At 70.7% G+C, this 23,611-nt stretch carries 23 protein-coding genes and 1 pseudogene; 12 read left to right on the forward strand and 12 right to left on the reverse strand.

Annotation, left to right across the window (positions count from 1 at the left end):
* Positions 1-2 precede the first annotated feature (2 nt).
* Together D8M39_RS05560 and D8M39_RS05565 are read right to left on the reverse strand one after the other, a co-directional pair.
* Positions 3-1,013, reverse strand: coding sequence for an alpha-ketoacid dehydrogenase subunit beta (locus tag D8M39_RS05560; RefSeq protein WP_126874588.1), 1,011 nt, complete (start codon positions 1,011-1,013; stop codon positions 3-5).
* On the reverse strand, positions 1,013-2,209 hold the full coding sequence (locus tag D8M39_RS05565) for a thiamine pyrophosphate-dependent dehydrogenase E1 component subunit alpha (RefSeq protein ID WP_126874589.1): 1,197 nt from the start codon (positions 2,207-2,209) through the stop codon (positions 1,013-1,015). The genes D8M39_RS05560 and D8M39_RS05565 overlap by 1 nt, the downstream gene beginning before the upstream one ends.
* 356 nt (positions 2,210-2,565) lie before the next feature.
* Between D8M39_RS05565 and D8M39_RS05570 the strand changes: the two genes are divergently transcribed.
* From D8M39_RS05570 to D8M39_RS05580, 3 genes are all read left to right on the forward strand, one after another.
* Positions 2,566-3,021 (forward strand): Lrp/AsnC family transcriptional regulator, encoded by a 456-nt coding sequence (locus tag D8M39_RS05570; protein WP_126874590.1) that lies wholly within the window; start codon positions 2,566-2,568, stop codon positions 3,019-3,021.
* 364 nt (positions 3,022-3,385) lie between these two features.
* Positions 3,386-4,843: a tryptophan-rich sensory protein gene (locus tag D8M39_RS05575; RefSeq protein ID WP_126874591.1), complete on the forward strand. Its 1,458-nt coding sequence runs from the start codon at positions 3,386-3,388 to the stop codon at positions 4,841-4,843.
* A 4-nt stretch (positions 4,844-4,847) separates the two neighbouring features.
* Positions 4,848-5,510, forward strand: coding sequence for a CPBP family intramembrane glutamic endopeptidase (locus tag D8M39_RS05580; protein WP_126874592.1), 663 nt, complete (start codon positions 4,848-4,850; stop codon positions 5,508-5,510).
* 153 nt (positions 5,511-5,663) lie between these two features.
* Here the strand turns inward: D8M39_RS05580 and D8M39_RS13185 are convergent, their stop codons facing one another.
* The 3 genes and pseudogenes from D8M39_RS13185 to D8M39_RS13190 all read right to left on the reverse strand — a co-directional run bounded on the left by D8M39_RS13185 (position 5,664) and on the right by D8M39_RS13190 (position 8,352).
* Positions 5,664-6,185, reverse strand: coding sequence for a hypothetical protein (locus D8M39_RS13185; RefSeq protein ID WP_371413764.1), 522 nt, complete (start codon positions 6,183-6,185; stop codon positions 5,664-5,666).
* Positions 6,168-7,676: pseudogene (locus D8M39_RS05585) on the reverse strand (KUP/HAK/KT family potassium transporter); the annotation flags it as partial. The pseudogene D8M39_RS05585 and the gene D8M39_RS13185, both read right to left, overlap by 18 nt.
* Before the next feature lie 247 nt (positions 7,677-7,923).
* The gene (locus D8M39_RS13190; RefSeq protein ID WP_161971379.1) at positions 7,924-8,352 is read right to left on the reverse strand and encodes a TMEM175 family protein; all 429 of its coding nucleotides are present in this window, start codon (positions 8,350-8,352) and stop codon (positions 7,924-7,926) included.
* Here D8M39_RS13190 and D8M39_RS05595 point away from each other — a divergent pair.
* Positions 8,342-8,935, forward strand: coding sequence for a CPBP family intramembrane glutamic endopeptidase (locus tag D8M39_RS05595; RefSeq protein ID WP_238693968.1), 594 nt, complete (start codon positions 8,342-8,344; stop codon positions 8,933-8,935). The two genes, D8M39_RS13190 and D8M39_RS05595, sit on opposite strands and share 11 nt — an antisense overlap.
* Positions 8,936-8,951: 16 nt before the next feature.
* Here D8M39_RS05595 and D8M39_RS05600 read toward each other — a convergent pair whose 3' ends face one another.
* Positions 8,952-9,632 (reverse strand): TetR/AcrR family transcriptional regulator, encoded by a 681-nt coding sequence (locus D8M39_RS05600; RefSeq protein WP_238693969.1) that lies wholly within the window; start codon positions 9,630-9,632, stop codon positions 8,952-8,954.
* Positions 9,633-9,726: 94 nt separating this feature from the next.
* Here D8M39_RS05600 and D8M39_RS05605 point away from each other — a divergent pair, with 94 nt between their 5' ends.
* From D8M39_RS05605 to D8M39_RS05620, 4 genes are all read left to right on the forward strand, one after another.
* On the forward strand, positions 9,727-11,307 hold the full coding sequence (locus D8M39_RS05605; protein WP_055085809.1) for a DUF3533 domain-containing protein: 1,581 nt from the start codon (positions 9,727-9,729) through the stop codon (positions 11,305-11,307).
* A 69-nt stretch (positions 11,308-11,376) separates the two neighbouring features.
* The gene (locus tag D8M39_RS05610) at positions 11,377-11,853 is read left to right on the forward strand and encodes a DUF4870 domain-containing protein (protein WP_055085806.1); all 477 of its coding nucleotides are present in this window, start codon (positions 11,377-11,379) and stop codon (positions 11,851-11,853) included.
* A gap of 209 nt (positions 11,854-12,062) precedes the next feature.
* Positions 12,063-13,370, forward strand: a complete 1,308-nt coding sequence (locus D8M39_RS05615) for an NRAMP family divalent metal transporter (RefSeq protein WP_083482529.1) — start codon at positions 12,063-12,065, stop codon at positions 13,368-13,370.
* Positions 13,367-14,173 carry a putative hydro-lyase gene (locus D8M39_RS05620; protein WP_238693970.1) on the forward strand — a complete coding sequence of 269 codons (807 nt, stop codon included), beginning with the start codon at positions 13,367-13,369 and terminating at the stop codon, positions 14,171-14,173. Before D8M39_RS05615 ends, D8M39_RS05620 begins: the two co-directional genes overlap by 4 nt.
* Before the next feature lie 119 nt (positions 14,174-14,292).
* Here the strand turns inward: D8M39_RS05620 and D8M39_RS05625 are convergent, their stop codons facing one another.
* From D8M39_RS05625 to D8M39_RS05640, 4 genes are read right to left on the reverse strand one after another with little or no spacing between them, the layout of a single operon-like run.
* Positions 14,293-14,997 (reverse strand): GntR family transcriptional regulator, encoded by a 705-nt coding sequence (locus D8M39_RS05625; protein WP_232300363.1) that lies wholly within the window; start codon positions 14,995-14,997, stop codon positions 14,293-14,295.
* Entirely contained in the window at positions 14,994-16,748 is a 1,755-nt protein-coding gene (locus D8M39_RS05630; RefSeq protein ID WP_126874594.1) for a biotin carboxylase N-terminal domain-containing protein, read from the reverse strand. Before D8M39_RS05630 ends, D8M39_RS05625 begins: the two co-directional genes overlap by 4 nt.
* Positions 16,745-18,742, reverse strand: a complete 1,998-nt coding sequence (locus D8M39_RS05635) for a carboxyltransferase domain-containing protein (RefSeq protein WP_238693971.1) — start codon at positions 18,740-18,742, stop codon at positions 16,745-16,747. The genes D8M39_RS05630 and D8M39_RS05635 overlap by 4 nt, the downstream gene beginning before the upstream one ends.
* Positions 18,739-19,497, reverse strand: a complete 759-nt coding sequence (locus tag D8M39_RS05640; protein WP_055082076.1) for a LamB/YcsF family protein — start codon at positions 19,495-19,497, stop codon at positions 18,739-18,741. The genes D8M39_RS05635 and D8M39_RS05640 overlap by 4 nt, the downstream gene beginning before the upstream one ends.
* A gap of 159 nt (positions 19,498-19,656) precedes the next feature.
* Between D8M39_RS05640 and D8M39_RS05645 the strand changes: the two genes are divergently transcribed.
* The 3 genes from D8M39_RS05645 to D8M39_RS05655 are packed head-to-tail and all read left to right on the forward strand — an operon-like array spanning position 19,657 to position 22,055.
* Positions 19,657-20,838 (forward strand): LLM class flavin-dependent oxidoreductase, encoded by a 1,182-nt coding sequence (locus D8M39_RS05645; protein WP_126874595.1) that lies wholly within the window; start codon positions 19,657-19,659, stop codon positions 20,836-20,838.
* Positions 20,839-20,874: 36 nt separating this feature from the next.
* Complete coding sequence (locus D8M39_RS05650; protein WP_126874596.1) at positions 20,875-21,558, forward strand: CE1759 family FMN reductase; 684 nt, start codon at positions 20,875-20,877, stop codon at positions 21,556-21,558.
* Between the two features lie 8 nt (positions 21,559-21,566).
* Positions 21,567-22,055: a MarR family winged helix-turn-helix transcriptional regulator gene (locus D8M39_RS05655; protein WP_094394633.1), complete on the forward strand. Its 489-nt coding sequence runs from the start codon at positions 21,567-21,569 to the stop codon at positions 22,053-22,055.
* Positions 22,056-22,173: 118 nt separating this feature from the next.
* Here D8M39_RS05655 and D8M39_RS05660 read toward each other — a convergent pair whose 3' ends face one another.
* Both D8M39_RS05660 and D8M39_RS05665 read right to left on the reverse strand, forming a co-directional pair.
* Positions 22,174-22,659 (reverse strand): GNAT family N-acetyltransferase, encoded by a 486-nt coding sequence (locus tag D8M39_RS05660; RefSeq protein ID WP_126874597.1) that lies wholly within the window; start codon positions 22,657-22,659, stop codon positions 22,174-22,176.
* Positions 22,660-22,737: 78 nt separating this feature from the next.
* A complete protein-coding gene (locus D8M39_RS05665) occupies positions 22,738-22,986 on the reverse strand; it encodes a hypothetical protein (RefSeq protein WP_179229836.1) in 249 nt (82 codons plus the stop codon).
* 206 nt (positions 22,987-23,192) lie between these two features.
* Here D8M39_RS05665 and D8M39_RS05670 point away from each other — a divergent pair, with 206 nt between their 5' ends.
* Entirely contained in the window at positions 23,193-23,498 is a 306-nt protein-coding gene (locus tag D8M39_RS05670; protein WP_238693972.1) for a YdeI/OmpD-associated family protein, read from the forward strand.
* The last annotated feature ends 113 nt before the right edge of the window (positions 23,499-23,611 follow it).

Consider the following 23,611-nt stretch of genomic DNA (forward strand, 5'->3'; position numbering starts at 1 on the left):
GGTCAGTCCTCCCACTGCAGGTCGTCCAGGGCATCGAGGATGCGCTCGGAACTCGGGATGTGGTGGTGCTCGAAGGACGGCGAGGGGTAGGGGATGTCGAATCCCGTGACCCGCAGCACCGGCGCGGCGAGCGAGTGGAAGCAGCGTTCCTGGGTGCGCGCGACGATCTCCGAGGCCACGGACGCGAAGCCCTGGGCCTCGGCCACGACGACGGCGCGCCCCGTCTTGCGCACGGATGCCGCCACGGTCTCGTCGTCGTAGGGGACCACGGAACCGAGGTCGATGACCTCCACGGACATGCCGTCCTGCGCGGCCTCCTCGGCCGCGGCCAGGCACACGGGCACGGACGGGCCGTAGCTGATGAGGGTGGCGTCCGAGCCCTCGCGGGCGACGACGGCGTGGCCCTCGCGCCGCGGCAGGCTCCCGTTCTCGTACTGCTCGCGCAGCTCGTCCAGGTCCACCTGCGCGGTGGACCAGTACAGCCGCTTGGGCTCGAAGAACACCACGGGATCCGGGGAGTCGATGGCCTCGCGCAGCATCACGTAGGCGTCCCGCACGGAGGCGGGGGTGAAAACCTTCAGGCCCGGGGTGTGCGCGTAGTAGGACTCGGAGGAGTCGCAGTGGTGCTCCACGCCGCCCACGCCGCCGCCGTAGGGGATGCGGATGACCAGCGGCATGGTGAGTCGGCCGCGGGTGCGGTTGTGCATCTTGGCCACGTGGGAGGCCACCTGCTCGAACGCGGGGTACGCGAACGCGTCGAACTGCATCTCCGCCACCGGGCGCATGCCGTTCATGGCCATGCCCACGGCGGTGCCGATGATCCCGGACTCCGCGAGCGGGGTGTCGAAGCACCGCTCGCGGCCGAAGCGCGCGGTCAGGCCGTCGGTGATGCGGAAGACGCCGCCGAGCGTCCCCACGTCCTCACCGAAGACCACGACCTCCCGGGAGGCCTCCATGGCGTCCGCGAGTGCGGTGTTCAGGGCCTTGGCGAAACTGACCTTCGAAGCGCTCATCACGCCTCCTCTCGGGAGAGCTCGTCAGCGAGCTGCTCGGCCTGCTCACGCAGCTGGGGCGTGGGCTCGTGGTAGACGAAACGGAACAGGTCCTGGGGGTCCAGCTCCGGCTTGTGGGCCATGGCCTCGCGCAGCCGCTTGGCCATCGCCTCGGCGTGCTCGGAGATCCGCTCGGAGGCGGCGTCGTCCAGGGCGCCCTGGTCCGTGAGGTAGCGCTGCATGCGGGTGATCGGGTCCTTGGCCACCCACTCGGCGACCTCGTCGCGCTCGCGGTAGCGGGTGTCGTCGTCCGCGTTGGTGTGCGCCTGCATGCGGTAGGTCATGGCCTCCACGAGCAGCGGCCCGCCGCCCTGGCGGCACAGCTCGACGCCGCGTCCCAGCACGGAGAGCAGGGCGGCGAGGTCGTTGCCGTCCACGCGCTCGCTGGCCATGCCGTAGCCCACGCCCTTGTGCGCCAGGGACGGCGCCCGGGTCTGCGAGGACAGGGGCACGGAGATCGCGTAGCCGTTGTTCTGCACCAGGAACAGCACGGGCAGCTGGAAGACCGCCGCGAAGTTCAGGGCCTCGTGGAAGTCCCCCTCCGACGTCGCCCCGTCACCGCACATGGCCAGCGTCACCGTGTTCTCGCCGCGCAGCTTGGCCGCGTGCGCGACGCCCACCGCATGCAGCAGCTGCGTGGTCAGCGGGGTGGCCTGGACGGAGACCTTGTACTTGCGGGGGTCGTAGCCGCCGTGCCAGTCCCCGCGGTAGGTGCTCATGACCTCCAGCGGGTCCACGCCGCGGGACATCACGGCCACGGAGTCGCGGTAGGTGGGGAACAGCCAGTCGTCGTCCTCGAGGCACAGGGCGGCCGCCACCTGGCAGGCCTCCTGGCCGTGGCTGGACGGGTAGACCGCCATGCGGCCCTGGCGCACGAGCGCCATGTTCTGGTCGTTGATGCGCCGGCCCACCACGAGCTTCTCGTATGCGTCCAGCAGGCGGGAGTCCTCCGGCATGGGGTACTCGTGGCCGGGCTCCTGGCCCTGCTCGGACTCCGGGACCGCGCTGCCGTCCGGGTTCAGCAGCCGGATCTCGCTGCTCGCGGGCAGCATGTACTGCTCGGGGGTGATCCCGAAGTTCTTCGAGGCCTCCACCGCGGGGTTCACGGGGGACTTCTCCCGGGCGGCGGATTCGCCGGCGGGGGTGGGCTCGCTCATGGTGCGTCCCTTTCTTCTCTGGCTGGAACTCGGTGGTGTCCATGGCGAACCGGACACCGCAGGGCTCTGGTGGGGCGGCGGTGCCGGGTCCGGGCCAGGCACGTCGTCCGGTCAGTATGGGCAATCGGGGCGCTCCGTCTCCACAGCGGGGGGAAGCTGTGGACGAATTGCTCCGTTGGCGCGGAATCGTGGACAATGTGCAGGGACGTGAGCCAGGTCATGCTGCTTTGTCCGGTACGTCACAGCACTGTGACGGGGAAGGGGCGATCTGGTGCCCCGCACCCGGGCCTGCGAGGGAACGAACGGGCGCTGCGGCGTCGTCGTCCCCGCCCGCCCCACCACCAGGAGGAGTCCGCATGCCCGAGACCAGGCGCCCGGTGCTGGACGAGACGGACCGGCGGATCCTGGACGAGCTGACCCGTGACGCCCGGCAGTCCGTCACGGCGCTCGCCGCGACCGTGCACATCTCCCGAGCCCACGCCTACGAACGGATCCGTCGGCTCCACGAACAGGGGGTGATCCTGCGCTACACCGCGGTGATCGACCCGGCCAGGGCGGGGCTGGAGGCGTCCGCGTACGTGACCCTGCGGCTGAGGCAGAACACGTGGGCCACCCTGGAGGCCAAGCTGCGCGAGATCCCCCAGGTTCAGCACATCGCCCTGGTGGGCGGGACGTTCGACGTGATGCTGCTCGTGCGGGCTCGCGGCAACGCCGAGCTGCGGGACGTGATCTTCGAGCGGATCCAACCCATGCCGGAAGTCGTCGACACCCAGACGTTCCTGATCTTCGAGGACGTGGACGTCCGCGGGTGACGGGCCCGGCACTGGGTGTCCGGGGTGGTGAGTTCCGGCCGTGTGCTGAACATCGAGGCACGGTGAAGCCACACGGCGCACTCTGAGTCATCTCCGAGCCACTTTCAGGGGTTATGTGTGGCTTCCGCGTGCCTCGGAATGCATTCGGTGGCCGGAACGTGCCTCAATGCGTAGCCGGTGGACTGAAGTCGCCCGAGCCTGCACCGACCGGGTGACCGGAACTCACCCCACCGCAGGCTGCGCGGTCCGGACTCGTCGCGGTCCGCGCCCACCCCTCTCGCGGCGTCGGATGCTCAGCATACGATCGACATGGATGGGGTGGCCGCCGCGGTCATCCACGGATCGTTCACGGTTGGGAGTTCGCATGACTGAGATCGCACGGCTCGCCCTGGTCACGGGAGCCACGGGATACATCGGCGGCCAGGTGGCCCAGGAACTGTTGCAGCGGGGGTGGCGGGTGCGCCTGCTCAGCCGCAGCGCGGAGAAGGTGCGCGACCTCCCCTGGGGGGACGCCGTTGTCCCCGATGGGCAGAGCGCCGAACCCGGCCGCGCGGAAGTGGTGGAGGGGGACGCCTCGGACGCGAGCGACGTCGCCCGCGCACTGAAGGACGTGGACGTTGCGTGGTACCTGCTGCACTCCATGGGCGACTCCGAGAACTTCGTACAGGAAGAAGTGGAGATGGCGGAGACGTTCGCGCGGGCCGCCCACGACGCCCATGTGCAGCGGATCGTCTACCTGGGGGGACTGCACCCCACGGACGAGCCGGTCGAGCAACTGTCCGATCACCTGCGTTCGCGCGTGGAGGTGGGGCAGGCGCTCATGGACTCCGGGGTGCCCACTGCGGCGCTGCAGACGGGTGTGGTGATCGGGGACGAGTCCTCGTCCTTCATCATGATCCGTCACCTCTCCGAGCGACTGCCGGGTGCGATCGCCCCCAAGTGGGTGCGCAACCGGATCCAGCCGATCGCCGTGGCGGATGTGGTGCACTACCTCGCGGGGGCGGCGGACCTGCCGTCGGACGTGAACCGCACGTTCGACGTGGGCGGTCCGGACGCCATCGAGTACGCGGACATGCTGGACCAGTACGCCCGGGCCGTGGGCAAGGGTGGGCGGTTCATGCTCACCGCGCCCGTAACCACCGCGAACCTCGCGGCGCGCTGGATCGGGCTCATGACCCCCGTCAAGACCAAGCTCGTGCGGCCGCTGATCGGCAGCCTCCAGCACGACACAGTGCTGCACGAACGGGACCTGGACGACTACATCGGCGCCCCGAAGGGTGGTCACACCCCCTTCGCGGATGCCGTGCGCACCGCCGTGAAGAACGAGGACCTCGGCCGGTGGCGCCGCGTCTTCCTGACCACGGCGGGGGCCGTGACGGCCACGGCGGTGGTCGGTTCCCTGGCGACCGATCCCAATTCGCGCTGGTACAAGACGCTGCGCAAGCCCTCGTTCCAGCCCCCGGCCTGGCTGTTCCCCGTGGCATGGACGGTTCTGTACGCGGACATCGCCGCGGTGGGGGCCCTGTCCATCGCGGACCTCGGGGAGAGGAAGGAGGAGAAGAAGAAGCGCGCCTACATCGCCGCGCTCGCGACCAACCTGGTGCTCAACGCCGGGTGGAGCATCCTGTTCTTCCACCGCAAGCAGCTCACCGCGTCCTCCGTGGAGTCTGTCCTGTTGACACTCAGCAGCGCGGACCTCGTGCGCCGTAGCGCAAAGGTGTCCCCCGAGAAGGGCGCTGTGCTCAGCCCGTACGCGGGCTGGACCGCGTTCGCGGCCGTCCTGACCAACACCCTCCGAGCACTCAATCCGCGCAGGAAGTGATGATGTGAGCGAGTACCGGGTCAGCCCCTACGGGGACGCCACCCAGGCCACGCGTAAGCGCACCGTGTGGGTCGTGATCATCACGGGCCTCCTGGCCGCCGCGGGTCTCGCGTGGTCCCTGCGCATCCCCGCCGGGGACCCGTGGTTCACCCCCGCGACCTTCATCCTCGCGGGGGTGTACATCATGGGCAGTTCGATCGCCGTGCGGATGACGGGGGAGCGCCTGCCCTGGAAGGTCACCCCCAAGGGTTTGCGGGACGCGGTGATCGGAGGTCTGCTGCTGGCTGCGTTGTTCATCGCGGGCGGTTTCATGGTGCGGTTCGTGCCCTTCCTGGCCGGGCCCGTCCACGAACTGCTCAACCACGCCCGCGTGGGGAGCCTGTTCATGGTGGCCTTGACCACCGCGGTCAACGGCGTCGCGGAGGAGACCTACTACCGCGGCGCGCTGTGGCGCGTGCTCCCGCGGGGCTGCCGGATCCTTGTGACCACGATCGCCTACACCGCGGTCACCTCCCTGGCCGGCATCCCCCTGCTTGCGCTCGCGGCCGCCGCGCTCGGAGCATTCGTGGGGTACCTGCGCGAGCGCACGCGCTCCCTGGTCCCCGGGATCGTGACCCACCTGATCTGGTCGCTCACCATGTTGTTCGTGTTGCCGTTCGTGGTGTGACCGGTCCGTCCGTCTCGCGTTCGCTCGCCCACGGTCGTCCCGCTGCTGCGGAGCTTGCGGGGGCGACGTCGCTGTGGGGCTCTCGCGGTCGACGGCGCGTGCGCGGCAACCACGTGACGACGACGCTGCGGGCCTGCAGCGTCGTCGTCCGTCTCATAGCTCCAACTGCGCCCCGATCATCACCGTGCGCTCGCGCGGGAGGCGGTAGTAGTCGGCGGGGACCGCGGCGTTGTGGCTCATGGCCATGAACAGCAGCTTGAACGGTTTGCGCATGCCCCGGTAGCGGCCCGCGTCCAGGAGGGTGAGCTCGGAGACGAAGTAGCGGGCGGTGTCCGGGTCGATGTCCACCCCGTGATCGCGGGCGATCCGCAGGCCGGCGGGGACGTCCGGGTCGTCCAGGAATCCGAAGTGCAGGGTCAACTGGGTGATGTGATCGGAGTCCGCGCCCGTACGGTCCACCGTGACCGTGTCCTGCGGTGCCACGTGCGGGACGTTGGCGGGAACCGTGCGCACGATGAACACCTTTTCGTGGATGACCCGGTTGAACCGCGCGTTCTCGCTCAGCGCGAGGGGGGTGGAGACCGTGTTGGGGTGCAGGTAGACCGCGGTCCCGGGGACCTCGTTGAGGTGGCCGTTGCGGGCGCGGCGGATGAAGTCGGTGAGCGGGCCTTCCACGTCACTCTGGTAGGCCATCACGATCCGGCGGCCCTTGCGCCACGTGAGCATGCTCGCGCCCATGATCCCCGCGATCGCAAGGGGGAGCCAGCCGCCGTGGAAGAGCTTCACGGTGTTGGCGGCGAAGAACAGCCCCTCGACCACGTAGAGCACCGTGCCGAGCGCGATCAGCCGCCACAGGGGCCAGCGCAGTTTGGTGTGTGCATAGACCAGGAACAGCGTGGTGGTCAGCAAGAACGTGCCCGTCACGGCCAACCCGTAGGCGATCGCAAGCCGCTCGGAGCTGCGGAAGACCACCAGCAGGACGAGCACCCCGATGAACAGGGCCCAGTTCACGCTGGGGATGTAGATCTGCCCTTCCTCGTGCTGACCCGTGTGACGCACGGTCATGTGGGGGAGGTAGCCCAGCCGCTCGGCCTGCCGTGCGGCGGAGAACGCCCCGGAGATCACGGACTGGGAAGCGATCACGGTGGCCAGTATGACCAGGGGCAGGCGCGCCCACCCCGGGGCCAGCAGGTAGAAGGAGTCGTTCACCGTCTCGGGGTGGCCCAGGATGAGCGAGCCCTGACCCATGTAGTTGAGCAGCAGGCTCGGGAAGACCAGGAAGAACCACGCCTGGTTGATGGGTTTGCGGCCGAAGTGGCCCATATCCGCGTAGAGCGCTTCCGCACCGGTCACGCACAGGACCACCGCGCCGCCGGCCACGAACGCGATCCCGGGGTGTTCCACGATGAACGCCACGGCGTACGTGGGGGACACCGCCTTGAGGATGTGGGGATCCCGCACCACCTGGACCGCGCCCAATACCGCGATCATCACGAACCACACGACCATGACCGGGCCGAACGCCTTGCCCACCAGGTCCGTGCCCTTGCGCTGGGTCAGGAACAATGTGGTGATGATCACCGCGCCCAGCGGCACCACGTACGCTGCCAGGCCGGGATGCACCAGTTCCAGACCCTCCACCGCGGACATCACGGACACCGCCGGGGTGATCACACTGTCCCCGAAGAACAGGGCCGCACCGATCACTCCCAGCATCATGATGAGGCCCCACCGCTTGGCCCAGGTGGGGACTCCCTTGCGGGTCAGTGCGGCCAGGGAGAGCACACCGCCCTCGCCGTCGTTGTCCGCCTGCATGACCACCATGACGTACTTGAGGGTCACGATCAGGGCGAGCACTCAGAAGAAGCACGAAGTCACACCGTAGACATCCACGGGATTGGCCTGGACCACCCCGCCGTCCACCGTGAACACGGTCTTGACGGAGTACAGGGGACTCGTGCCGATGTCACCGAACACCACTCCCAACGCGCCCAGTGTGAGGGCACCGCGTTTGTGCGGGGTTCGCGTCTCTGTCTCCGTGGCTTCCGCGACGGAGGTGGTTGCCGTACCAGACACGCTGCTGTCCTTCGATCCCGAGTTCCCGGTCCGGGTGCCCGGGCGCGCCTCGGAACCGAGCCGCGCACTCCGTGCTGCGGGTGTGTACATGATGCTCCCGCCCCGGGTGGGGGTCAAGGGTGGGAACCTGTGTGATTCCTGGCGGTGGTCGAGGGGTGCATGCGGTCGGTTCGGGCCGCGCTGTTAACCATGAAGGGGTGCCCGCGGCGCCCGACCCCGCGGCCGGATCACGGCCCCTACCTCCCGTGAGCCGAGGCGCTCAGGTCGTGTTCGATCCGCCGGTCGGGGATCAACCAGAGGACCGCCACGATCACGTAGAACGCGACACCCACGTCGATCAGGATCCCGCCGTGATCCTCTCCCAGCAGTGCGCAGGCCACCCCGGCGAAATGGAGGACCAGGGAGATCCCCCTTCCGATCCTTGCCCAGCACCCGTTTCAGGGTCGAGTCCGGCCCCTGGGCCCGGATGATGGCGGCCGGCACGACGACGTACGCGAGCGCCGCGCCCAGCAGAGTGATCCCGTAGACCACTAAGGGAGTGCGCGCCAAGCTGCTGTCGTCCATCCACGCGGTACTGAACGGCAGCAGGGACAGTCAGAACAACGGGTGGAGGTTCGCAGAGCACCGCGTCGTTGATGTTTTCGGTGGCCTGGAACAAGTGGTGATGGTTGTTCCAGTAGATCCCGATGTACACGAAGCTCAGCACGTAAGTCGGGGACACCACCGCCGCCACCCGCCTGCGCACCGTGTGGGTGGTGGTGGCCACCGGTGTCGTGGCCGCCGCATGCCTCGCGTGGTCCCTGCGTATTCCCGCGGGGGACCAGTGGTTCTACCCCGCCACGTTCATACTCGCCGCGGTATATATCATCGGCAGCTCCACAGCGGTGCGCATGACCGGTGAGCGCCTTCCCTGGGCTGTGACGCCCCGCGGCCTGTGCTACGCCGTGCTCGGCGGGCTCGGCCTTGCCGTCCTCTTCGTGGCGGGCGGGTTCATGGTCCGTTTCCTGCCGACGCTGGCAGGGTCGGTGCACGAGCTGCTCGACCACGCCCGCGTGGGGAGTCTGGTGGTGACGGCGCTGACGACCACCGTGAACGGGGTGGCGGAGGAGACCTACTACCGCGGCGCCCTGTGGCGGGTGCTGCCCCGCGGTCGGCGGATCCTCGTGACCACCGTGGCCTACACCCTCGTGACCTCGCTCGCGGGCATCCTGCTGCTCGCTCTCGCCGCTGCCGCGCTCGGCGCGCTCGTGGGCTGGCTGCGCGAGCGAACGCGCTCACTCCTGCCGTGCGTCGTCGCGCACCTGATCTGGTCCCTGACCATGCTCTTCGTCCTGCCGTCCGTGGTATGACCCCGGGCGTTCGGGCTCAGGCCGGGCGCGTGAAGGCGAGCCAGATGGTGGGGATCACCCGCTGCGCCCCGCGCCCGGTGGCGCCCATGGCCATCTGGTCCGTGAGCTGCCCCGAGTAGCTGGTGACCAGGATCCGGGCCATCTCGGCGGCCGGGACCATGAGGGTGAGGTGCTGGCTGCGCGCTACGCGGCCCAGCGCGTTCTCGATGGCCGCGTAGATACGCTCCCGGACGGGTGCGACCGCCGCGCGGGCTTCGGGGGAGCGGAACGCCGCGAGGAACAGCTCCATGCGCAGGGCCTGCTGCTGCACGTTGGCCACCGAGTCCGTGACGCCCTCGATGATGCGCGTGACCACCTCACCCACCTCCAGGCCGGAGTCCAGCCACTGGTCCAGCTCCGAGTCGAGCGTCTCGATCAGCTGGGTGGCGAGGTCGTCGAACGCGAGGACGGCGAGCTCGTGCTTGGTCTCGAAGTTAGAGTAGAAGGCGCCCCGGGTGAAACCGGCGGCCGCGCACAGGTCGCTGACCGAGGCGCCGTCGATCCCCTGTTCCGCGAAGACCGCGGGGGCGGAGCGGATCAGCTTCAGACGGGTGGCCGGGCGGGAACGCCTGTCGGGGGAGGACGCCTCACCGGGCGGCGGGGTGCCCCTCCCGGGTTCGGTACCGGCCACGTATTCTGCTTGTGTCTGATTGCTCACGGTTCCATCGCCTCGTCGTGACTACTCGATACATGAGTGTATCGTGTCTCCAGAACTCAATGCACTCGTGCATCCCTCGCTTACAGGAGAACCTGTGTCACCCAAGCACGCACCCGCCAACAGCTTCCGGGCCCGGCTCGGCAAGCCATTTGCCCAGCCCGGGTTCTGGCTGCTGCCCATGCTCGCCATCATTGCGGTGGGAGTCATCGGCACCGCCCTGTACCTGGGCGGCCTGTCCAGCCCTGACAAGCACTTCAAGGAATTCCCCATTGCCGTGATCAACGAGGACGAGGGCGCCACGGTGCCCCAGGCCGACGGCGCGAAGTCCGAGGAGAACCTGGGCAAGGAGCTCGTCCAGAAGTTCGTGGACAAGGCCAACGAGGAGGACAAGATCGACCTCCGCGAGCTGACCATGGACGAGGCGAAGGAGCAGCTGGACCGCGGTGAGCTCTATGCGGCCGTGGTGGTTCCGGAGACCTTCTCGAAGGACACGGTGAGCCTCATCGAAGGCTCCCTGACCCGGGACAACGCCGCGCGGCCCGAGGTCACCGTCTACACGGACCCCCAGGCGGGGTCGCTGGGCACGCGTCTCGCGTCCGGTGCCGTGGAGCCCGGCATCCAGGAGGCCAGCAAGGCACTGGGCGAGCAGCTCACGGAATCCGTGGCCCCTGCCGAGGAGCAGGCCTACAACCAGGTGCTGCAGCAGCTGAAGGAGAGCCAGCAGGCCCAGCAGCAGCAGCTCCAGCGCTCCGCCGCCCAGGGCGGCCCGCAGGTGCAGCAGTTTGCGCAGCAGGTGCAGCAGTCCCAGGAGGGCTCCGCCGAGCAGATCGCCAAGGAGCTCTCCCCCACCGTCAGCTCGGTGGCCAAGGACACCCTGAAGGATCCGGTCTCCGTGGTCTCCAAGGCCTACAACGACCTCCCCGAGGGCACCGCCCTGGGCATGAGCGCCTTCTACTACTCCATCCTCCTGCTCGTCGTCGGCTTCTCCGGCTCCGTGGCGCTGAACCTCCTCATGGACGGCCGCATGGGGATGTCCCCCTTCGAGATGGGGCCCTTCTTCAAGGACTACCCCCGCGCCGTGCTGCCCCGCCCCGTGGGGTTCCTCATGAAGTGGCTGACCTTCGTGGTGGCGGCCGCCCCCGCCTCCGCGCTGATGATGTGGGTCGCCTCCGCCGTGGGGATGCCCGTTCCGCACGGGTTCCTGGTGTTCCTGCTCGGCTGGCTCGCCATGTCTGCCGTCTCGGCCATCGTGCTCGCGCTGATCGCGGTGGGTGGCAGCGTGGGCATGCTGCTGTGCCTGATCTACCTGGTCTTCATGGGCCTGCCCTCCGCGGGTGCCGTGGTTCCGCTGCAGGCCGTTCCGGAGTTCTTCCGGGCCATCGCCCCGTTCGAGCCGCTGCACCACATCTTCAGCTCCGTGCGCTCCGCGCTGTTCTTCGACGCGATTCCGGAGGCCGGCCTGACCACGGGTGTGATCGGACTGTCGGTCATGCTGGTCGTGGCGCTGCTCGTGGGTCTGCTGGGCGGCTGGGGCTACGACCGCTGGAAGGGCCTGCGCGGCGCCGACCGGCCGGGCAAGCACAGTGCCGAGGAGGACGCGCACGCCGCCTCCGGGGAGCGCCACCACCGCAAGAGTGCGGATAACCCCCCTGCCCACAGGGGCGCGCACGCCTAGGCTGGAGGCACACACCGAACCCCGCCCCGGGGCACGCCACGACGGGTCGGAAGATCCAGGGAGAAGAAGATGAGCTACGAACCGCAGCAGCCGCGCCCGGACTACCGTTCCGACGGCGGGTACGGGCCCGGGCGCCCGGATCCCCGCTCGGCGCAGTACCAGGGGGATCCCCGCACGGGTTCATCGGGTCCGCAGGACGACGAGAAGACCGTCGCCGTCCTGACCCACCTCTCGGGGCCCATCGCGGCGATCGTGTCCGTGGGGTGGCTCGGCTTCCTGGGGCCGCTGATCGTGTGGTTCATCTACAAGGACAAGAGCCCGTTCCTGCGTGCGGCCTCCGCCGGGGCGTTCAACTTCAACGTCACGCTCTGGCTGCTCAACGTGGTGGGCTGGATCTGCATCTTCACGTTCATCCTGATCCCGGTGGGCATCGTCCTGATCGCCGCGTACTGGATCATGCTGCTCGTGTGCCACATCATGGCGGCCGTGAAGGCCAGCCGCGGTGAGGTCTACCGCTACCCGATGCAGCTGCCCATCCTGCACTGATCCGACGACGACGCCGCCCGGCCGCCTCCCGCGCGCCGGCTGCGGATCGCGAGGCAACGCCACCCCGGCACGGAACCCTCCGTGCCGGGGTGGCGTTCTTCGTGCTGGGGACGTTGTTCAACAATCCATTGGCGGATTGTTGAACAACCTGTAGAGTGCTGACGTCAGCAGCCGTGTGACCCCGCTCACGTGAGTCCCTGGAGGGATCGATGTCCTCGTCCGCGTCCCAGCCGCAGCACCACGGCACTCCGCAACCGCACGACGTCGGGCAGCCACGCGACGTCGCGAACTCTCGAGACCCTCAGGGGCAGCCCGCGCCGACCGGGCCGAGATCCACGGGCCACCGCAGCGCTCTCCTGGGGGCGATGTTCCTCATGGCCACGAGTGCCATCGGCCCCGGCTTCATCACCCAGACCACGGTGTTCACGGTGCAGCTGGGCGCGGCCTTCGCGTTCGCGATCCTGCTGTCCATCCTGGTGGACATCGCCGTGCAGCTGAACGTGTGGCGGGTCATCGGGGTCTCGGGCCTCCGCGCGCAGGAGCTGGCCAACAGCGTCCTGCCCGGCGCCGGGTACGTGCTCGCCGCGCTCGTGTTCCTGGGCGGCGCGGTGTTCAACATCGGCAACATCGCGGGCACCGGCCTGGGGCTGAACGCGATGCTTGGGCTGGACCCCAAGATCGGCGGTGCGGTGTCCGTGGTGCTGGCCGTCCTCATCTTCCTGTCCAAGCGGGCGGGTCTGGCCCTGGACCGCATCGTGGTGCTGCTGGGTGCGGTGATGATCCTGCTGATGCTCTACGTGGCGGTCGTGGCTGCCCCTCCCGTGGGTGAGGCGTTGAAGAACACCGTGCTGCCGGAGAAGATCGACTTCCTGGTGGTCACCACGCTGATCGGCGGCACCGTGGGCGGCTACATCACCTACTCGGGTGCGCACCGGATGATCGACTCGGGCGTGAGCGGTGTGGAGAACGTCAAGGAGGTCAGCCGCAGCTCCGTGCTGGGCATCCTCGTCACGTGCGTGATGCGCGTGCTGCTGTTCCTCGCGATCTTCGGAGTCGTTGCCGGCGGCGTGACCCTGGCCGGGGACAACATGGCCGCGGAGGCGTTTGGAGCGGCTGCCGGCGAGATCGGCTTGCGGATCTTCGGGGTGGTGCTGTGGGCCGCCGCGCTGACGTCCGTGATCGGGGCGGCGTTCACGTCCATCTCGTTCGTGACCTCATCCACCGGCAGCACGCGCACACGAAACCTGCTCACCGTGGGCTTCATCCTGGTCTGCGCGGTGCTCTACCTGGTGCTCGGCAAGGCGCCGCAGACCCTGCTCGTCTTCGCCGGGGCGTTCAACGGGCTGATCCTCCCGTTCGGCTTCGCGATCCTGCTGTGGGTGGGCTGGCGCCGCCGGGACCTGCTGCACGGCTACCGGTACCCGGTGTGGCTGCTGGTGGTGGGTGTGCTCGCGTGGCTGCTCACGGTCTACCTCGCGTGGAACTCGCTGGCCGGTCTCGCGAAGCTGTGGGCGTGAGCGCCGTGGACGACGCCGCACTGTCCCCTTCCGCGCTCACGCCGGCGCAGGCGCGCGAACGGTTCCGCGGCGGCGTCGTGCGCCCCACGGCCGGGTGGGCGGCGGGGTGTGCGCAGGCAAACCTGCTCGCCGTGCCGCGGGACTGGGCGTTCGAGGTCCTGCTCTTCGCGCAGCGCAACCCCAAGCCCTGCCCGGTCCTCGGGGTGCTGGACGCGGGGGAGACCGCCGGCCCGCTGCTGCCCGGCGGGGACATCCGCACCGACGTGCCCCAGTACGTGGTCTACGAGCACGGCCGCGAGGTGGCCCGCCCGGTGGACGCGACGGCGTACTGGCGCGACGACCTGGTCACGTTCCTGCTGGGCTGCTCGTTCACGTTCGAGGACGCCTTGATGGCCGAGGGAATCCGCGTGGCGCACATCGACCAGGGCGTGAACGTCCCCATGTACCGCACGTCCCGGCGCTGCGAACCCGTAGGACGGCTCTCGGGCCCGCTGGTGGTCTCGATGCGACCGGTGCCCGCGGACCGCGGGGCGGACGCCGTGCGGATCACCTCCCGCTACCCGGCGGTCCACGGCGTCCCGGTGCAGGTGGGGGACCCGGCGGGGCTCGGCATCGCGGACCTGGCCGCCCCGGACTACGGCGACGCCGTGCGGATCGCTCCCGGGGAGATCCCCGTGTTCTGGGCGTGCGGGGTCACGCCGCAGGCCGCCGTGGTGGAGTCCCGGCCACCGTTCGCGATCTCCCACGCCCCCGGTCACATGCTCGTCACGGACGCGCGGGACAGCAGCTACCAGGTGCCCTGAGCGGTCGTCTTGCCGGGCACCTGACGCCCGGCACGAGGCATCCGACACGCGGGTGTCCCGGTGCAGCGGGCGATCGACACTCAGTGGGACGGGCGCGTTCCGCCACCCGGGCGGGGCACTCAGCCCAGGCGGGAGAGGATCTCATCCCGCGCCGCCACCAGGGACTCCCGCAGCAGCTCGACGGCTCGGGCACGGTCACCGGCCTCCAGGGCGCTGAGGACCTCCGCGTTGCGGTGCGCGTAGCCCGCGTGGAAGCCGGGCTCGGCGGTCATCGCGTGGAACACGAGCCGCATCCGCGCCAGGGCCCGGTCCATGTCGGTGAGCAGTGCATGGGAACCGCCCAGCGCCACGAGCTCCCGGTGGAAGCGCTGGTTCGCGTCCGCCATCGCGGGTGTGTCACCCGCCTCCTCGGCGGCCAGTGCGGCGGCCACGATCTCGCGCAGCCTCGCCAGGGCGGGCCCCTCCAGCTCGCCCCACAGCACCGCGCCGGGTTCGAGGACGAGCCGTGCGGCGTAGAGGTCGCGGACGTCCTCGGTGGTGGGCTCTGTCACGAACACGCCCCTGTTCGGCAGGCGTGCCACGAGGTTCTCCGCGGCCAGCATCGCGAACGCCTCCCGCAGCGTGTTGCGCGAGATCCCCAGCTCCCCGCTCACCGCCTGCTCCGAGAGCTTGGTGCCGGGGGCCAGGGCACCGTCCGCGATCATGGCGCGCAGTCGGTCCGCGGCGTGCGCGCTCGCCTGCACCGCGTCAGACCGCGCCGCGGGGCTCCCACCGGTGTCGCCCGTGCCGCCCACGTTGCCGTGGGCCTCCGGAGCGCTGTTCACGAGATCTCCCCGAGCGTCTGACCCGCGGTCACGGAGTCGCCCTCGGCCACGTCCGCGCGCGTGAGCGTGCCGGCGCGGTGGGCACGCACCGGGGTTTCCATCTTCATCGCCTCCACCACCAGCACGGGCTGCCCGGCGTCCACCTGCGCACCGTCGGCAACCAGCCACGTGACCACGGTGCCGTTCATGGGGGCGGTGAGCGCGGCGTCGTCGCCGCCTTCTGTGTCGGGGGACGACGACGCCGCTCCTACCCGCCCCTCGCCCGTAGCCGCCGTGCCGCCGCCGCGCAGCAGGGCCGCCGCGAGATCCTCCGGAAGCCCCACCCGCACGGCGCGCCCGTCGATCTCGAGCGTGAACGTGCTGCGCTGCCCGGCCCCCGGCGCGAGGTACGGGGAGGCCTCGAGGTCCCGGGTGAACTCGTCCTCGATCCACGTGGTGTGGACGCCCAGCCCCGTCCCGGAGACGAAGGCGTCCTCCTCCAGCACGGCCCGGTGGAACGGGACCACGGTGGGCAGTCCACGCACCACGAGCTCACGCAGCGCGGCGCGGGAGCGGACGAGGGCCTGCTGACGGTCCTCGCCCCACACGATCAGCTTGGCCAGCAGAGAGTCGTACTCGGCGGGCACCACGGAGCCGGAGCGCACGCCGGTGTCCACGCGCACGCCCGCGCCCGTGGGTGCCTCGAACGCCTCGACCGTGCCCGGGGTGGGCAGGAATCCGAGGGCCGGGTCCTCCGCATTGAGTCGAAACTCGAAGGCGTGGCCGCGGGGCGCCGGGTCCTCGGGAATACTCAGGGGCAGGCCCTGCGCCACGCGGAACTGCTCGCGCACCAGGTCCACGCCGGAGGTCTGCTCGGTCACGGGGTGCTCCACCTGCAGGCGCGTGTTGACCTCCAGGAAGGAGATCAGCCCGTCCGGGGCCACGAGGTACTCGACCGTTCCGGCGCCGGTGTACCCGGCCTCGCGGCAGATCGCGCGGGCTGACTCGTGCAGCGTGGTGCGCTGCTCGTCCGTGAGGAACGGCGCGGGGGCCTCCTCCACGAGCTTCTGGTGGCGGCGCTGCAGGGAGCAGTCCCGCGTGCCCACCACGGTCACGGTGCCGTGGCTGTCCGCGACCACCTGGGCCTCCACGTGGCGCGGGCGCTCCAGGAAGCGCTCCACGAAGCACTCGCCCCGGCCGAACGCGGCGGTGGCCTCCCGCACGGCGGCGTCGAACGCGCCCTCCACCTCGTCCAGCTCGCGGGCAATCCGCATGCCGCGGCCACCGCCCCCGAACGCGGCCTTGAGGGCGACGGGCAGGCCGTGCTCCTCCGCGAAGGCCCGTGCCTCGGCGGCGTCCGCGACGGGTCCGTTCGTTCCGGGGACGAGCGGTGCGCCCGCGCGGACGGCGATCTCCCGCGCGGTCACCTTGTTGCCGAGGGCTTCGATGACGTCCGCGGCCGGACCGATCCACGTGAGACCGGCGGCCACGACGGCGCGCGCGAACTCCGCGTTCTCGGACAGGAACCCGTAGCCGGGGTGCACGGCGTCCGCACCGGAGCGCTCCGCGACCGCGAGCACGGCGGGGATGTCCAGGTAGGTCTCGGCGGAGGAAGAACCCGGCAGGGCATATGCCTCGTCGGCCATGTGCACGTGGAAGGCTTCCGCGTCAGGCTCCGAGTAGACGGCCACGGAGGTCAGTCCCTCGTCCGCGCACGCCCGCGCGATCCGCACGGCGATCTCCCCGCGGTTGGCGATCAGAACCTTCTTCATGCGGATTCTCCTGTCCGGGTGGTCTGGTCCGGGGTGGGCTGAGACGGGGTGCTCTGGGGCGGTGAGGTCTGGAACGGGGCGGCCTGGGGCGGTGAGGTGCGGGCCGTGTCCGCGACCTCCGCGACCTCGAAGCGGACGTCCGTCCCGGGGGCGAGCTGTGCCGCGAGCGGGAGGTCCCGGGGGACGACGACGGCGATCACCGGGTAGCCCCCGGTCACCGGGTGGTCGGCGAGGAACAGGACGGGGACCCCCGAGTGGGGCACCTGCAGGGAACCGGTGACCACGCCCTCGCTCGCGAGTTCCTCGGTGCGGGAGCGTTCGAGGGCCGGGCCGTCCTGCGGCTCCTCGAAGCGCACGCCCACCCGGTTGGAGTTGGTGGCCACCCGCCACGTCCTGCCGGTGAGGGCTGCGAGGGACTCGGGAGTGAACCAGTCGTCGCGCGGTCCGGGGACGATGCGCAGCACGGCGGTCTCGCCGCGGTCCGGGATCTCCACCTCGGGCGGTTCGGGGAGGCCGACGGCGCGCCCCGCCGGAACGGGGTGCACGGGCAGCTCGTCCCCGGCGGCCACGGGGTCCGGTCCGGTCCCGGAGAGCACGTCCGTGGAGCGGCTGCCCAGCACCTCGGGGAGGTCCAGGCCGCCGCGCACGGCCACGCAGCAGCGCAGCCCGCGGGAGGCGGTGTCCAGGCGGAGGCGTTCACCGTCGTAGAGCGCGAAGGGTGCGCAGAACGGGACGCTCCGGACGTGGCCGCTCGGCGCGGCATCCACGGCCGACGCGGTGTCTACGGGCGGCTCGGTATCCGCGGCCGGCGCGGTTCGCGCTGTGGCCGTTGCGGGGTCACCGTCCGCAGCGGTGCCAGCCCTCGTCGCCCCGGCGGTGGTCGTCGAGAGGCCGGATTCCGTCGGGGAAGGGTCCGCGGACCGGGTGATCGTCCCCGTCACGGGTGCCCCGGTGAGCGCGAGCACGTGGTGCCCGCGTGCGGTGAGGGACAGCCCGCCGAGGGTGACCTCGAGGACCTCGGCGGGGGCGTCGTTGCCCACGAGCCGGTTCGCCTGCGCCGCACTGGCGCGGTCCGCCGCACCGGAGGAGGGGACGCCCAGGTCCCCGAGCCCCGGGCGGCCGAGGTCCTGCACGAGTGTCTGCATCCCGGGCGCCTCGACCACCAGGGCGTGCGCCGCGGGTGAGGGGCGGGCCGGGGCGACGGTGGCGTCGTCGGCCACCGTGACCAGCTCTCGTACGGCCCGGTAGCGCACCGTGTCTCCCGGGCGGATCAGGGCGGGGGGCTCGCGGGTCTCGTCCCACAGCACGGCGTCCGTGCGGCCGATCAGCTGCCAGCCCCCCGGGGAGCTGCGCGGGTAGACGGCGGAGAAGGTGCCGGCGAGCGCCACCGATCCCGCGGGCACGGCGGTGCGCGGGCTGTCCCGGCGGGGGACATCGAGCGGGTCGCCGTCCGCCACGAGGTAAGTGAACCCCGGCGCGAAGCCCCCGAACGCGGCGGTCCACAGCGCGCCGGTGTGCGCCTCAACCACGCCGCGCTCGCCGAGTCCGGTGAGCCGGGCGACCTCTGCCAGGTCCTCGCCGTCGTAGACCACCGGGATCTCCACGGTCCTGCCCTGCTCCCCGGCGGACTCGGCGGGGGCCACGGAACCGACGGCGCTAGCACCCGCCCGCGCGGTGCGGGCCGAGGCGAAGGAGACCAGCACGGTGGTGGCCGCCGCGAGCACGTCCACCTGGCCGGGAAACGGGTGAGCCGCGAGGTGGGCGTGCCAGCGCACCACCTCGGGCAGGCTCCCGCAGTCCAGCAGGAACGCCTCGGTTCCTGCCCACCGCACAGTGGGGGCGGGGCTGCCGGGGGAGCCGACGACGTCGTCCCCGGCCTCCCCAGCGTTCGTCCCGGCGGGTGCGGCAGGGCCGGAGCTCCGCGCCCCGTCCCCGGATCCGGCTCGACCGCCGCTGCCGTGCGGGCCGTCCGCCCGCGACGCCCCGGAGCTCACGCGAAGGACCGGATGGTGACGCCGGCGTCCTCGAGCCCGCGGCGGACCTCGGCGGCCATCGCGGCGGCGCCGGGGGTGTCCCCGTGCACGCAGATGCTCTCGGCGTGGATCCGCACGGTGGAGCCGTCCACGGCGGTGAGGGTGCCGTCCTGGGCGAGGCGGACCATGCGCTCGGTGACCTCGGCGGCGTCGTGCAGCACGGCGCCCTCCTCGCGGCGGGAGACCAGTCGCCCGTCAGGGGTGTAGCCGCGGTCCGCGAACGCCTCCGTGACCGCGCGCAGTCCCGCCCGCTCGGCCTTCTCCAGGGCCACGGAGCCGGGCAGCAGGAGCAGGGGGAGGTCTCCGCCGAAGGCCCGGACGGCGTCCACCACGGCCTGGGCGTGGACCTCGTGGTGGGCGATCGTGTTGTAGAGGGCCCCGTGGGGCTTCACGTAGCTCACCCGGGTCCCGGCGGCGCGGGCCACGGCCTCCAGTGCGCCCATCTGGTACAGGACGTCGTCGGCGAGCTCCGTGGGGGAGCAGTCCAGGAAGCGGCGGCCGAAGCCCGCGAGGTCCCGGTAGGCCACGTGCGCGCCCACGGTGACTCCGGCGGCGACGGCGTCCCGGCACGTCTGCGCCATCACGGACGGGTCCCCGGCGTGGAAGCCGCACGCCACGTTGGCGCTGGAGACCGAGCGGAAGACCGCGGCGTCGTCCCCCATGCTCCAGCTGCCGAACGACTCGCCCACGTCGCTGTTCAGATCCATGACCGTCATGCGTGACCTCCGTCTCACTGCGTGTCCTCCCAGCATGCCTGACCACGCCTAGATTGTTCAACAATCCGCCGGGGGATATTTCCCCGCACCCCGTCCTTACACAGGTACTTCAAATTTGAAGTAGATGGACGAAGGCCTCGCCACGAGGATGAGAAGGCAATGCAACTCGGTATTTTCACCATCGGTGACGTGACCACCGACCCCACCACGGGCAAGACCCCCACGGAGCACGAGCGCATCAAGGCCACGGTGGCCATGGCCCGGAAGGCCGAGGAGCTGGGCATGGACGTGTTCGCCACGGGCCAGCACCACAACCCGCCGTTCGCCGCTCCCGCCAACCCGCCGGTGCTCATGGGTGCGGTCGCCGCCCAGACGGAGAAGATCCAGCTGAGCACCGCCACCACCCTGATCACCACCACGGACCCCGTGCGGATCGCGGAGGACTACGCCTACGCGCAGCACCTCGCGGACGGCCGCGTGGACCTGACCCTGGGCCGTGGCAACACCGGGCCCGTGTACCCGTGGTTCGGCAAGGACATCCGCCAGGGCATCCCGCTGGCCGTGGAGAACTACCAGCTGCTGCACAAGCTGTGGCGCGAGGAGAACGTGAACTTCTCCGGGCGCTTCCGCACGCCGCTGCAGGGGTTCACCTCCACGCCGCGGCCGATGGACGACGTCCCGCCGTTCGTGTGGCACGGCTCCATCCGCTCCCCGGAGATCCCGGAGCAGGCCGCGTTCTACGGTGACGGGTTCTTCCACAACAACATCTTCTGGAACAAGGAGCACACCGAGCGGATGGTGGCGTTCTACCGCCAGCGCTACGAGTACTACGGCCACGGCTCCGCGGACCAGGCGATCGTGGGCCTGGGCGGTCAGACGTTCATGGCCAAGAACTCGCAGGACGCCGTGCGGCAGTTCCGCCCGTACTTCGACAACGCGCCGGTGTACGGTCACGGTCCGTCGCTCGAGAGCTTCATGGAGCAGACCCCGCTGACCGTGGGCTCGCCCCAGCAGGTCATCGAGCGCACGCTGTCCTTCCGGGACTACGCCGGTGACTACCAGCGCCAGCTGTTCCTGGTGGACCACGCCGGTCTGCCGCTGAAGATGGTCCTGGAGCAGATGGACATGCTCGGGGAAGAGGTCTTCCCGGTGCTGCGCAAGGAGTTCGACTCCCTGCGTCCCGCGCACGTGCCGGAGGCCCCCACCCACGAGTCCCTGGTCGCGCGGCACGCGGCGGGCAAGGACCCGATCCCCGGTGGCGGTCCGGACTCGCAGGCCGCGAAGGACCGTGCCGCCAAGGCCGAGGCCGCGGCGAACGCGCAGCAGGACAGCAGCAAGTAGCAGAACGAGACACGCAGGACACGAGGAGAGTGCACCATGACTGATCGTCGGAGCATCGCGGTGGTGACCGCGGGACTGTCGGAGGACGCGTCCACCACGCGCCTGGCGCGGGCGATCGCGCAGGCCGCGAGCGACGTCGTCAGCCGTGACGGCGCCCCCGAGCCCGAGGTGCGCCTGGTCAACCTGCGGGACGTCGCCCACGGCATCACGGACGCCATGCTCACGGGCATGGCCCCGGCCCCCGTGCAGGACGCGCTGGACGCCGTGCTCACCGCGGACGCCCTGGTCGCGGCCACGCCCACCTACAAGGCGAGCTACTCGGGGCTGTTCAAGGCGTTCTTCGACCTCTTCGACGAGGGCGCCCTGGAGAACCTGCCCACGGTCGTGGCCGCGACCGGCGGGTCCCCTCGGCACTCCCTCGTGCTGGACACCGCCATGCGCCCGCTCATGAGCTACCTCAAGGCGCTCACGCTGCCCATCGGCGTGTACGCCGCCACGGAGGACTGGGCGGACGCGTCCCTGCAGTCCCGCATCGAGCGGGCCGGTGCCGCGCTCGCCGGGATGCTCGGGGCGAGTGCTGCGGGCGGCGACGGCGCGGCGTCGGGCACCGGGCGCTCCGGTGCTGGGCGTTCTGGTGCGGGGCGCCCCGAGCGCACCGTCGTGGACGAGTTCACGGACGTCCCGAACTTCGAGGACCTCCTCGCCTCGGTGCAGCGGTGAGCACGGCGATGAGCGTGTCCGAGAGCGCCGAGGCCCACGACGCCGCTGCCCCACCGCTCGCCCCCTCCGAGCGGTGGGACGCGTGGCAGCTCTACTTCGAGACCACGGCGCGGCTGACCGCCAGGATCGAGGAGCGGCTCAAGGCGCAGGGCTGCTCGACCATGGAGTACCAGCTGCTCCTGCTGCTCTACGAGGCCCCCGGGCGCCGCATGCGCCTGGGGGAGCTGGCGCGGCGCCTGGTCTTCTCGCCGTCGCGGCTGAACTACCAGGTCAGGGTGCTGTGCGAGCGGGGCTGGGTGCAGCGGCGTCGTGCCGAGGGCGACGGCCGCGGCTGGGAGGCGGTGCTCACCGCGGAGGGAGTGCAGGCGTTCCGGCGCCTGCGCCCCGCCCACGCGCGAGACGTGGAGGAGCTGTTCTTCGCGTCGCTCACGGATGACGACGTCGCCCGGCTCGGCGATCTCATGGGCCGGGTCGCGCGGGGGCTGGGAGACGTCTGACCGCTCGGGGGATCCTGAGCAGCCCAGGGGATCCCATGCCGCTGATGGAATGCACGCCAGCAGCCGTCGGGGTGGTAGCGCGCAGAGGTGCGAGGGTGCCCGCCGCGGGCTCGCTCCCTCAGCCGATCCAGTAGCGGCGGGTCGGGCGGCCGTTCCCGTCCTGGACCACGTTCTCCAGCACGCCGCCGCAGGCCTCGATCGTCGCGGCGGAGGCCGCGTTGTCGTCCGCGCACGTGACCAGCACGCGGTCGACCCCCGCTGCGTTGAGCCGCACCACGGACTGCCGCAGGATCTCCGTGGCGTAGCCGCGGCGCCGGAACGCAGGGCCCACGGCGTAGCCCACGTGGAGGAGATAGTCGGTGAGGGCGTACCGGATGGACGTCCGCCCCGCCACCTGCCCGTCCACCTCGGCCAGGAGGTAGTCGGCCCGGACGAACCCCGGTGGCAGGTTCTCTCCCCGGGACGCGTGCTCCACGGCCTCCAGCACATCGGGCCACGTGCCCTCGTCCAGCACGAAGGAGAAGTCGTCGGCCAGCAGCTGCTCGTGCAGTGCGCGGACCGCCGTCTCGTCCTCGGTCGTGGGGAATCGCAGCGTCAGTGGCATGTCGCCATGCTGGCACGGATGCCGTGTGGTGCCCACCCCGTGCCGACTGGGCAGTCTTGGTCCCGGTTCACAGAGTGTTCATCCACTGGAGCCGTAGGTGCGGCGGCCCGCCCGCTCGGCGAACTCGTCCAGCGCCGTCAGGACCGCCGGAACCATCCAGATCTTCTGTCCCTCCACCTTGACCGACGGCTCGTGGCAGACCAGTCCCGCGGTGGTGAGGTCGTCCACGGTGCGGTAGGCGGTGGGTGCTGCGATGTACCCGTCAATGTCGTGCAGCAGTCCCGACGAGATGGCACGAAGAGGCCTAGTGAGACAATCCGAGTACATCTTCCCACTAGGCACTGCTTCTGTGGGCCCGACTTTCTCGGGTCCTGGGGCGCGAGGCTGCTGGCCCCTGGTGAGAGCTGACGCGCAGCGCAGACGGGCAGGAGGCTCCGGGGGAGTGCTCGGCGCCTGGTGCCCACCCCGTGCCCGTGGCACACTGCCGGTGATGAGGACGCGCCTCACCGATCGACCGCGGCAGGGAGCACACCGTGGCCGAAACACCCAGGACCACCACCACGGCCGCCAGCACGGTGGCGAGCGACCTGCCCGGAGGCGTGGTCCACGAGCTGCCTGCGGACCTCGCGAGCGCGCTGCTGGCCGAGCCGGAGACCGCGGAGCTGTGGCGCGGACTCACCCCGCTGGGGCGCAACGAGTTCGTGTGCTGGGTCGAGGACGCCAAGAAGCCGGAGACCCGCGCCCGGCGCATCCGCCGCACGGGCGAGGAGATGCACGAGGGCAAGCGCCGTCCGTGCTGCTGGCCAGGCTGCAAGCACCGCGAGCGCAAGGGTCGCTGACACGGGCCGGCCCGTCGTCGTTCTCGCGATGCCCGGGGCCCGCACGCACGGGTTCCCCAGGTAGCGCTCGGGAGGAGTGAGCCGCATGGCAGTCGCGCCCGACCGAAGACCGG

It is taken from the genome of Kocuria sp. HSID17590 (assembly GCF_003989485.1).
GTDB classification, from domain to species: domain Bacteria; phylum Actinomycetota; class Actinomycetes; order Actinomycetales; family Micrococcaceae; genus Kocuria; species Kocuria salsicia.